General features: G+C 63.0%; 10 protein-coding genes. 4 read left to right on the forward strand and 6 right to left on the reverse strand.

All coding sequences use genetic code 11. The features are described 5' to 3' along the window. Positions 1–49 precede the first annotated feature (49 nt). The 3 genes from AB6724_RS15430 to AB6724_RS15440 all read right to left on the reverse strand — a co-directional run bounded on the left by AB6724_RS15430 (position 50) and on the right by AB6724_RS15440 (position 2,887). Positions 50–961 (reverse strand): c-type cytochrome, encoded by a 912-nt coding sequence (locus AB6724_RS15430; RefSeq protein WP_369339410.1) that lies wholly within the window; start codon positions 959–961, stop codon positions 50–52. Between the two features lie 3 nt (positions 962–964). After that, a complete protein-coding gene (locus AB6724_RS15435) occupies positions 965–1,846 on the reverse strand; it encodes a metallophosphoesterase (RefSeq protein ID WP_369339411.1) in 882 nt (293 codons plus the stop codon). Positions 1,847–2,272: 426 nt separating this feature from the next. Beyond that, positions 2,273–2,887 (reverse strand): TetR/AcrR family transcriptional regulator, encoded by a 615-nt coding sequence (locus AB6724_RS15440; protein ID WP_369339412.1) that lies wholly within the window; start codon positions 2,885–2,887, stop codon positions 2,273–2,275. A 77-nt stretch (positions 2,888–2,964) separates the two neighbouring features. Here AB6724_RS15440 and AB6724_RS15445 point away from each other — a divergent pair, with 77 nt between their 5' ends. From AB6724_RS15445 to AB6724_RS15455, 3 genes are read left to right on the forward strand one after another with little or no spacing between them, the layout of a single operon-like run. Further along, positions 2,965–4,116, forward strand: a complete 1,152-nt coding sequence (locus AB6724_RS15445; RefSeq protein WP_369339413.1) for an HlyD family secretion protein — start codon at positions 2,965–2,967, stop codon at positions 4,114–4,116. Next, positions 4,113–5,666, forward strand: a complete 1,554-nt coding sequence (locus AB6724_RS15450) for an MDR family MFS transporter (protein WP_369339414.1) — start codon at positions 4,113–4,115, stop codon at positions 5,664–5,666. The genes AB6724_RS15445 and AB6724_RS15450 overlap by 4 nt, the downstream gene beginning before the upstream one ends. Before the next feature lie 42 nt (positions 5,667–5,708). Next, positions 5,709–7,139 carry an efflux transporter outer membrane subunit gene (locus AB6724_RS15455; protein ID WP_369339415.1) on the forward strand — a complete coding sequence of 477 codons (1,431 nt, stop codon included), beginning with the start codon at positions 5,709–5,711 and terminating at the stop codon, positions 7,137–7,139. A 232-nt stretch (positions 7,140–7,371) separates the two neighbouring features. On the opposite strand, the gene AB6724_RS15460 is transcribed toward AB6724_RS15455, so the two are convergent. The 3 genes from AB6724_RS15460 to AB6724_RS15470 form a co-directional block, all read right to left on the reverse strand. Beyond that, a complete protein-coding gene (locus AB6724_RS15460) occupies positions 7,372–7,887 on the reverse strand; it encodes a DUF2867 domain-containing protein (RefSeq protein ID WP_369339416.1) in 516 nt (171 codons plus the stop codon). A 41-nt stretch (positions 7,888–7,928) separates the two neighbouring features. Beyond that, positions 7,929–8,348 (reverse strand): lipocalin-like domain-containing protein, encoded by a 420-nt coding sequence (locus tag AB6724_RS15465; protein WP_369339417.1) that lies wholly within the window; start codon positions 8,346–8,348, stop codon positions 7,929–7,931. 66 nt (positions 8,349–8,414) lie between these two features. After that, on the reverse strand, positions 8,415–9,074 hold the full coding sequence (locus tag AB6724_RS15470; RefSeq protein ID WP_369339418.1) for a DJ-1/PfpI family protein: 660 nt from the start codon (positions 9,072–9,074) through the stop codon (positions 8,415–8,417). Positions 9,075–9,185: 111 nt separating this feature from the next. Here AB6724_RS15470 and AB6724_RS15475 point away from each other — a divergent pair, with 111 nt between their 5' ends. Further along, positions 9,186–9,737, forward strand: coding sequence for a TetR/AcrR family transcriptional regulator (locus AB6724_RS15475; RefSeq protein WP_369339419.1), 552 nt, complete (start codon positions 9,186–9,188; stop codon positions 9,735–9,737). Positions 9,738–10,015 lie beyond the last annotated feature (278 nt).

A 10,015-nucleotide genomic window follows, 5' to 3' on the forward strand; every position in this document is an offset into this window, starting at 1 on the left:
TTGCGGCTGACGCGAATTGATGCGCGCGTCCTCATGGCAAGACTTGCGTTCAAGGAGCTTTGTCGACGGCCTTTGGCGGGTGGTTGACGCGGATCGCGGGCACGCTTTTGAGATAGACCGCGATGGCGTGCAGATCTTCATCGCTGAGTTTGGAGGTGCCTCGAACTACCGCTTTCATGCCGGAGCCTACGACGTCGGAGTCCGGTGTTATGCCTGTTTTGAGCAGCTTTTGAATATCGGCGAGGGACCAGTCACCGATACCTGTCTTCACGTCAGAGGTGATGTTCGGTGCATTTTGCCCATCGGGGCCACCCACATTGCCCGAGAACGCCAACGACGTTTTAAGACCCCCCAGTAGGTTGCGCGGCGTATGGCATTCCTCGCAATGCGCCACAGCGTGCACCAAGTAGTTGCCACGGCTCCAGGTGGCGTCTTGAACGGGCGGGACTTTTTTCTCCTCGGGTTTGAAAAACAGGGTGCGCCAGAAAAACAGCAAAGGTCGCCAGCTGAAAAGCAGTTTGACCTCGTGCGGCTTGTTGGGTGCTGGCACGGCGGGCAGGGTCATGAGGTAGGCGTAGAGATCGGCGATATCGGCGTCGCTGAGCTTGGAAAAAGAGGTGTAGGGAAACACCGGAAACAGGTATTCGCCTTGCTTGCCAACGCCTTCTCGCAAGGCCCGCTTGAAGTCGGCTTCGCTCCAGTTGCCTATGCCGTTGCGCTTGTCGGGCGTGATGTTGGGCACTCTAAAGGTGCCAAAAGGTGTGTCGAGGCCCAGGCCCCCCGAGGGCAGCGAGGCGTTGCCACCGCCCGCGTGGCAGGCAATGCAATCGGCCGCGTTGTAGATGTATTGGCCATTGGCCAGGTTGGGCGCTGCGTTGGCCGTTTGAGCGCTGCAGATGGCACCGGCCAGAGCGGCCCCGAACAGCCAAGGCCCGGGCCTTGATGTTGCTGCATATGCCATGGCTCAAGCCAGCGGATGCCGCGTGGGTTTTGCTGCGCCCGCATGTTCGGTGATCGTGGTGTAGCTCAGACCCTTGAATGGATGTGCTGCGTCCCAGGCGACGGGGGTACGCTTGGGCTGGCTGCCGGGCGAAGGGAAGGGATAGATGAGGGACTCCGCTGCGTGGTGCGCAATGTGGCCCGTTATCCGGTGGTGTTCCTGGTGGATGTGACCAAAAAACACGGTGGTGTTTTCATAGGGGTTAAGGATGTCAATCGCTTTGGCGCCATCCTTGGTGGCCCAATCCCAGGGAGGGTACAGGTCAAACAGGGGCCGATGGGCAAAGACCACCACGGGAGCGGTTTTGTCGAGTCGTGCCAGGTCGGCATGCAACCATTCCAGTTGCTTTTCGCCAATCAGGCCATTGGGATCCGATACATTGTCGAGCGCCACAAAATGAATGCCTTTGTGGTCGAAGCTGTAATGGCCGTTGCCAAAAACATGCTGGTACATCTCGCCGTTGTCGAGCCCTGTGTCGTTCTCGCCCGGAATGAAGCGTACGTCCTTGACCTTGAGTTCACTGACGATGGCTTTGAATTCGGTCATGCGGCGCAGCCCCTCTTTTTCGTCGGCAGCCGCGTGGGTCAGATCACCGGTAAAGATGATGAAGTCGGGCTGGCGTTCCAGGCTGTTGACGGCTGCGACCGCCTTGCGCAAGGTGTTTTTGGCTTCCGGATTGGGGGGGCCTTCGAAACCCCAGTGGGTGTCGGTCATCTGGACAAAAAGAAAATCTTCTCCAGCGGCTGCCTGGGCACGCCCCCAGGGCCCCAAGCCTGAAGCTAGAACAGCGCCGCCCACGCCAGCAAGTTTGAGAAAATCCCGACGGTCGAAGGGTCGATTCATCATGTGTTGCTCCAGAGTGGGGCATCCAAGTTGACGCCTTGTGGAACAGTACTCCAGTCGCCACTTTTATTCCAGCTAACTGGCTTTGTTACATGCGCCCGCGGCCAGGCGGCCTCCTTTCTTGTGATGTAGCTGCGAGAAGGTGAATCACCAAAAACTGAGGCCGCATACCGGCCGATACGCCTGCTGGCCTCGATGGCATTTGCCGATGAAGCATCCCGGATGCTCTTGGCTCTTGTCGGAGTGTTCTCCTCTCGGTCCGACCGGTCTGGCCCATCGCACTTTGGGATCGCTTGCTCTCCTTCAGAACGCTAGATTTGCCATCAATTCTTCGCGCTCGAAAGCTGCGTGCTCGCTTTGAAGGGCCGTTGGAGATTCACGCCGCGTTGCTGACGCTGGCGGCAGCAACGGAATGGCGGTCGCCGCGCCTTAATCCTTGGCGCTCAGCAGCTGCTTGAGCCGCGTAAAGCTCAGCTCCGCAAGGGCCTGCAGCGACGCCTGCTCGGGCTCGTCGCGCCAGGTATCCACGGCCAGACGGAAGGCACCGACACCGGCCATGGCCGCCAGTCTTATCTGCCACTGCATCTCGGGCTCGGGCCAGACCCGGGACAGGACGGCGGCCACCGCATGCTCGCGCTCGACAAAAAACGCCTGACCTCGGGAGCGCAGGGTGGAGCTGAGCAGCATGAGCTCGCGCAGCGCCAGCAGGTCCTGATTCGAGCGCGTGCTGACGCGCTGCAGCAGGCAGCCGCAGACCACCTGCAGCGGATCCTCCTCGCGCGAGGCCCGGCCGATATCGCCGAGTATGTCGTCCCAGCCCGCGTCCGAGCTTGCCACCAGGATGTCTTCCTTGCTCGCGAAATACGAAAAGATGGTGCGGCGCGAGACGCCGGCCTGCGCGGCGATCTGGTCCAGCGTGGTCTCGTTATAGCCCTGCTCCAGAAACAGGCGCATGCCGGTCTGCGTCAGCAGACGCTGGGTCTCGCGCTTTTTTTGCTCCCTCACGCCGGGCGCGGCCGGGCCCTCATCCTTGGCTACAGACATCCATACCTCTCGTTGACTTTTTTGCACTCAGTGCAATATTATTCGCCACCGCATAGTAAAACCACAACAGAGCTTCCATGTCTTCCAGCCAGCCCGCGGACAGCAGCGCCGCCTCCAGCCCTGCACAGGCCATTCCCAGCAACGCTGCTCCCCCGAACCGACGTCTGCGCACCATGGGCAGCGGCCTGCTGATTGTCTTGCTGATCGGCGGCGGCTGGTGGTTATATCAGTACCGGAGCTCGGGCCGCTATCTGCAATCCACCGACGACGCCTATGTGCAGGCCGATGCCGTGACGATCTCGCCCAAGATCTCGGGCTATGTGGCAGAGGTGCTGATCAAGGACAACCAGGATGTGCAGGCCGGCCAGCCCCTGCTGCGCATAGACGCGCGCGACTACCGCGCCCAGGTGGCTCAGGCCAAGGCCGGCATCGATGTGGCCCAGGCCAATGCCGAAGCGGGCCGAGCCCAGATGCACGAGCAGCAGGCCGCAATTGCCCAGGCCAGGGCTCAGCTGAGTTCGGCCCAGGCCAATGCCGAATTTGCGGCCGCCGAATCGCGGCGCTACGCCGCTCTGGTGCAGACCGGGGCCGAGCCTTCGGAGCAGCTGGCCGCCAAGCGCAATCAGGACCGGCAGGCCGCCGGCCAGCTTCAGGCGCAGCGTGCCGGTCTTTCGGCCGCCGAGCGGCGCGTGGCGGCCATCGCCGCCCAGGTCAAGCAGGCCCAGGCCCAGGCCGAATCGGCCCAGGCCCAGCGCGATGCCGCCCAGGTCAATGCCGATGCCGCCTTGATCACGGCCAGCATCAACGGCCGCGTGGGCGACAAGAGCGTGCGCGTGGGCCAGTTCGTGCAGCAGGGCACGCGGCTCATGAGCCTGGTGCCCATGGACCAGCTCTATATCACGGCCAACTTTAAGGAAACGCAGATCGGCCTGATGCGCGCAGGCCAGCCCGTGGACATACGCATAGACGCCCTGCCCCGGCTCAGGCTCAAGGGCCATGTGGAGAGCATTGCCCCGGGCACGGGCGCGCAGTTCTCGCTGATTCCGCCGCAGAACGCCACGGGCAACTTCACCAAGATCGTCCAGCGCGTGCCCGTGCGCATCGCTCTGGATATCGATGCCGAGGCACGCAAGGTGCTGGTGCCTGGCCTGTCCGTGGTCGCCGAGGTCAATACCATAGGCGCTCTTGACGGCGGCTCCGCAACGCCTCAGCCCAAGGCCGCGCAGTGAGCAGCGCCGCCCTGCCCACGCCGGCCGGCGGGCCAAGCCTCTCGCAGCCAAAGGCCGACGCGGCCGCCTGGCTGGCCGTGGCCGCAGGCACGCTGGGCGCGCTGATGGCCACGCTGGACGTCTCCATCGTCAACTCGGCCCTGCCCCGCATCCAGGGCGAAATCGGCGCCAGCGGCACCGAAGGCACCTGGATCGCAACCGGCTACCTGGTCGCCGAGATCGTGATGATTCCGCTGGCCGGCTGGCTCGAGCGCCTGCTCGGCCTGCGCACGCTGCTGCTGCTCGTGGCCTCGCTGTTCACCCTGTTTTCGGTGGTCTGCGGCATGTCCGCCAGCCTGGGCATGATGATTGCGGGCCGCGTGGGCCAGGGGCTGACGGGCGGCGCCATGATTCCCACGGCGCAGACCATCATCGCCACGCGCCTGCCACGCCACCAGCAGCCCATAGGCACGGCCATGTTCGGCGCGACCGCCATTCTCGGCCCCGTGGTCGGCCCCTATGTGGGCGGCTGGCTCACCGAGAACATGAGCTGGCATTACGCCTTCTTCCTCAACATCCCCATCTGCGCGGCCTTGATGGCCTTGCTGCTCATAGGTCTGCCGCACCAGAAGGCCAGGCTGGACCTGATCGGCGAGGCCGACTGGCTGGGCATCGTGGGGCTGACCGCGTTTCTGGGCGCGCTGACGATTGCGCTCGAGGAAGGACAGCGCGACCAATGGCTGTCCTCGCCCTTCATCGTCTGGATGTTTGCGATCTCGCTGCTGGGCCTGGTGCTGCTGCTGGTCGGCCAGCGCACCAGCGTGCGGCCCGTGATCCGGCTCTCGATCCTGCTCAACCGTCAGTTCGGCAGCGTGGTCGTCATGGGTCTGGTGGTGGGCATGGTGATCTATGGCACCTCCTACATGATCCCGCAGTTCCTGGCCAATATCTCGGACTACAACTCCATGCAGGCCGGCCTGATCGTGGCCTTGTCGGGCATTCCCTCGCTGATGATGATGCCCCTGGTGCCGCTCATGATCCGGCATCTCGACATCCGCCTGGCCGTGGCCCTGGGCCTGTTCATCCTGGCCCTGAGCGCCTGGCTGGAGACCGATCTGTCCGCCCTCTCCGACGGATCGGCTTTTGTGGAATCACAGCTCATGCGCGGCGTGGGCACCATCCTGGCCATGCTGTTTCTCAACCAGGCGGCGATTCAATCGGTGCCCGTCATCCATGCCAGCGACGCCGCAGGCCTGTTCAACGCGGCCCGTAATCTCGGCGGCTCGTTCGCGCTGGCCGGCATCGCCATCCTGCAGGACCAGCGCTCCTGGTTCCACGGCCGCCGCCTCGAGGAAACGCTGCACGCCAACAGCGAACGCGTGCAGGACTATGTGCAGCACAACGGCACGGTCAGCTATATGCAGCTCGAGTCCCTGCTCCAGACCCAGGCGCTGACCATGACCTATATCGATCTGTTCTGGATACTCAGCGTGGGCATAGCCTGCGTGATTCCGCTGGCGCTGTTCCTGCGTCCGCTCAACCGCAATGCGCCGCTCTCGGCCGGCCATTGAGCCGAGCCGCCGTCATTGTCCACCGATCTCTGAAAACCCGTCATGCGCAGCCTCTCCCTCCTCCCTGTCCCCCTGCTCGGCGCCCTGGCGCTCTCGGGCTGTTCGGCGCTGGGCCCCGACTATGCAGGCCCTCCAGACAGTGCGCCGACTCCCACGGGCTTCGCGCGCGCGGGCGACGATGCGGCCATCAGCAGCGCAGTGCCTCTGGCACGCTGGTGGCTAAGCCTGGGCGACGCCAAGCTCAACGACCTGATCGAACGCGCGCTGGCAGCCAACCCCGGTCTGGATGCGGCGCGCGCGCGCCTGCGCAACGCACGGCTGGCCATGGATCTGGAGCTGGCCGCGCGCCTGCCCACGGCCGGCCTCAGTACCATGGCCGCCAAGGTGCGCGTGCCCGATGTCAAGTTCGGCGAGCAAAACATAGCCTCGCAGTGGCTGAGCCTCTACACCCTGGGCGCCAATGCCTCCTGGGAGGCCGATCTGTTCGGCTCCCATGCGCGCAGCGTGCAGGTCGCCGGCGCCAGCGCCCAGGCCACAGCAGCCAATCTCGCCGATGTACAGCTAAGCCTGACAGCCGAGGTCGCACAGAACTATGTGGCGCTGCGCGCCGCGCAGAAACGCCTGGCGTTGAGCCGGGAAGCCGTCGCGCGCCAGGAAAGAATGCTGGCCCTGATGCAGCAGCGCTACCGCGGTGGCACGGCGTCCCGGCTAGACCTGAGCAAGCTCGCCAACCAGCTCGATTCCACGCGCACCGAGCTGCCCGCACAGCAGGCCGATATCGAAACCCATGGCAACGCGCTGGCCGTGCTGCTGGGCCAGGCGCCTGGCAGCCTGGATGCAGAACTGGCGCCGGCCGCGGAGCTGCCGCTGCCGCCCGCCGCCGTGGCCATAGGCGATCCGGCTGGCCTGCTCAGGCGCCGGCCCGATGTGCGCGCCGCCGAGCGGACACTGGCCGCGCGCACGGCCCAGATCGGCGTGGCCGAAGCCGCGAAATTTCCGCAGCTCAAGTTCAGCGGCATGCTGGGCCTGGGCGGCAGCAGCATTTCCGATCTCGCCCACCTCGGCGACTTCACGCTGGCCCTGCTGCCGCAGCTGAGCTGGAGCTTTCTGGACTTTGGCCGCACTGCGGCGCGCGTTTCCCAGGCAGAGGCCAACCGCGACGAAGCCCTGGCGCAGTACCGCAGCCAACTGCTGGCGGCGCTCAAGGATGCGGAGAACGCGCTTTCGCGCTTCGGCCATCGCCGCATGGCCGTGGCCGGCTATGCGCGCGCCAAGGCCTCTGCGGACGAGGTCGCCGCCCTCACCGGTCAACGCCAGCGCGGCGGCACGGCCAGCACCCTGGAGCTGCTGGACGCCGAACGCCAGCAAATCCTGGCCGAGCAAAACCTGCTGGGCGCACTCGCGGGCCTGAACAGCGATTACATAGGCCTGCAAAAAGCGCTGGGCCTGGGCTGGGAAGCCAGCCCGGGCTGAGCCTCAGGCTCGCGCTGGGCGCTGGGCGCTGGGCGCTGGGCGCTGCCATCATGCCCCCATGGCTGCGACCTTTCCCAGCAGATTATCCGCACCTTCCGTTGCAAGGTGGGTTGAGTTCTGCACGGCCATGTCACCCCCCCCCCTTGAGGTGGGTTTTCTATCTCCGGGGGCCATACAGGAGATAGAAATGGAGAGGCGCGTTGTACTGGATCGTCAGCAAGCGCAGAGCAGTTCAAATAGCACGGCTTGCCGCCTGTTCAAGACTAGCCCGCGCGATTACACGGTGGAACGGTGTGATTGCCGCGAGGTACGTCCGTCCCAGCAAGTTATGGCAATGCACCACGGTCACCAGGACGAGCTCCCTGCCGCCTGCCGCCCCCGCGCGCAGCTGGATCGAGAGCCGGAAGTCGAGATGCCGATCGTCCTCGCCCAACACCAGTTCCCCTGCACTCTTCGATCGCAGTGGAAAGAAGCCGATCACCGGCCCTCGCGCCGCCGCAGCAATACCGACCGCACGAGACGATTTGACGCCGACGGTCGCCATAACCGTGTCCCGTACCCGCGTCAGCGCACGAATCCACCACGCCTGCCGTTCGAATCCGGCGCGTGCCAGCACTTCGAGATCATCGCTGGCCCCTGCCGGCAACTGAACCGCATACGCATCCAGCAAGTCCGCGCTGCTATAAAGCGGCGCCAGGATGCTGTCGGATGGCATGGGTATCGCATGAGCTTTATGGGCATTGATCATCAACCAATCTCTCCATGGTTTGGGTTGAGTGCGAGCCTGCGCTAGACATTGTTTCGCCGTGCCATCAGCACACCGCGAGCCATTCGCCCCGGGAACGATGGATGGATCTGCCACGCAGTGGTTATCGCCAGGACGCCGCGATCTACTTTGAAGAACCGAACCTGCTCGGTGCCAATCCAGGCTGGATGCCAAGCCGTGTCGACCTTGATGATGAGCTTGTCCTCATCCTCGACACGACACAAACCAGAATAGGCAATCATTGTCTCGAAAAGGGCCGACGGATCGCTATTCGGGCGCTCTCTGGATGTGAGTATCGACATCATCCTGCCGCGTTCGATGACTATATGGCCGAGTGGTTCGACACCGTATGTGTCCGCGCGCTCGCCTGTATCCTCGAACTCGACCTGAAAAGATAAAATCGTCCACCATCCGGACAATGGGTGGGCTTCGATGTCGGACATAGCCATCTCATTTCTATCTGGTTTCGCCAACCTACTGCTCAGATACGGGCGATTGGCTTCACGCCATCAGGCGCAATTCACCTGCGGGGGCCATGCGCCGATACAAGGGCTGCCGTGGGCCATCTGGCCAAAGCCTTGCCGGATACTGAACTCGATCAGGGCGCCATAAAGCTCCTGCTGTCCAGCCGGCAGGACCGGCAGCAGGGTGGCGCGTCGTTTCTCGATATCGAACAGGGATTCCACCAGCCACCCCACCAGATAGAGCGCAGCAAGGCAGCCTCCAGCCGTGGCGACGCTTCCTTGGCATACCAGGGGCTGGTCCACCAATTCCAGACCAAGAGTTTGAAAGTCTCCGCGTGCATCCGGATGAGTTGTCGCACGACCACCGGGAAGCAGTCCAAGTCGTTCAAGGATGAAGGCACCTGCACGGATGGAGCCAATGAACTGTCGTGTGGGATCGAGTTGGAAGGATGACAGGAAATCCGGATGAGCCAGCGCGGCAGGTATGCCCTGCTTGCCGCTGGCAAACAACACGGCATCGGCGTGATTCGCCTCAGAGAGAGAGCCATGTGCCGAAACCGAGAGTCCGTTCGCTGATTGCACGATGGAACTAGACGCCAGGATGCGCACGTTCCAGTCCTTGGTGCTGCGGCCCAAGATGTCCCACATTAGGAAGAGGTCGATATCGGTGAATTGGTCGAACGTGACCAGTGCGATTTCTTTCAAGGTGAACTCCCGGTGAAGCGCTGCTGTGCAAAATGCAGCGGCGGTCTGTGCTAGTGTTCACTAGCGTATCAATCCAGATCGCACCATACACAGCCTGTATGGCGCAGACATATGAGCAAACTGACTCGCAACCACTGGGTCTCGGCTGGCCTTGAGTCCCTAGACCAAGAAGGACACGCCGGCGTCTCGGCCGAAATCCTGGCTCGTCGGTTGAACGTAACCCGTGGTTCGTTCTATCACCACTTTCGCAATCGCGAAGACTTCGTGCGTACGTTGCTGGCAAAGTGGGAAGAGGACTACACGGAGCGGATGCTTGCCTATGCAGCGCAGGGACGCACCGCCAGCGAAACCTTGATCCGCTATTTGAGCATTGCCGCCGAAAAACAGCCGGGCCGGGAAGTTGCCATCCGAGCGTGGGCGCTGCACGATCCGTTGGTGGCCGAATTTCAGCAACGAGTCGACGCAACTCGACTGGCTTTCGCGGTCAGAACGTGCCGTCAATGGGTTCGCTCGCCTAGCCATGCAGAAATCATCGGACAGGCGGCTCACTTGTGCTTAATCGGTGGTCAGCAGGCAGGACTGCGACGTGATGCCAGTCGCTTCAATAGGCTCTTGCAGGATACGTTTACCCTCTTCAAAGACATGCTTCCACCGCGCGCCTGAAGCCACGTTGCCGGCTTAACGGTAAGTCCACGCGGGCAAGCGACCGACACGGCTTGTGACTGGTCAGCGATGGTGAGTGGACAGGACCTGCCATGCTTGTTGGCGTCATGTGTACCGCTCGCGACACCGCAAGTGAAATCGCTCGGCATCTATCACGGAGCGAATGGCTTCTGCGCCCTATTTCGGAAGACCGCAATGGGTCAATTCTGTTGAAAAACTCTCCTCGAACTTCTTTGTGATGGTGGTGGCGTAGGATTCGCGATCGAGTTCGCAAGCGC

Source organism: Comamonas guangdongensis (assembly GCF_041079535.1).
GTDB classification, from domain to species: Bacteria; Pseudomonadota; Gammaproteobacteria; order Burkholderiales; family Burkholderiaceae_C; genus Comamonas; species Comamonas guangdongensis.

Coding starts and splice junctions, on each gene's coding strand:
- AB6724_RS15430 (WP_369339410.1), bottom strand. CDS start 961: ATGGCATATGCAGCAACATCAAGGCCCGGGCCTTGGCTGTTCGGGGCC.
- AB6724_RS15435 (WP_369339411.1), bottom strand. CDS start 1,846: ATGATGAATCGACCCTTCGACCGTCGGGATTTTCTCAAACTTGCTGGC.
- AB6724_RS15440 (WP_369339412.1), bottom strand. CDS start 2,887: ATGTCTGTAGCCAAGGATGAGGGCCCGGCCGCGCCCGGCGTGAGGGAG.
- AB6724_RS15445 (WP_369339413.1), top strand. CDS start 2,965: ATGTCTTCCAGCCAGCCCGCGGACAGCAGCGCCGCCTCCAGCCCTGCA.
- AB6724_RS15455 (WP_369339415.1), top strand. CDS start 5,709: ATGCGCAGCCTCTCCCTCCTCCCTGTCCCCCTGCTCGGCGCCCTGGCG.
- AB6724_RS15460 (WP_369339416.1), bottom strand. CDS start 7,887: ATGATCAATGCCCATAAAGCTCATGCGATACCCATGCCATCCGACAGC.
- AB6724_RS15465 (WP_369339417.1), bottom strand. CDS start 8,348: ATGTCCGACATCGAAGCCCACCCATTGTCCGGATGGTGGACGATTTTA.
- AB6724_RS15475 (WP_369339419.1), top strand. CDS start 9,186: ATGAGCAAACTGACTCGCAACCACTGGGTCTCGGCTGGCCTTGAGTCC.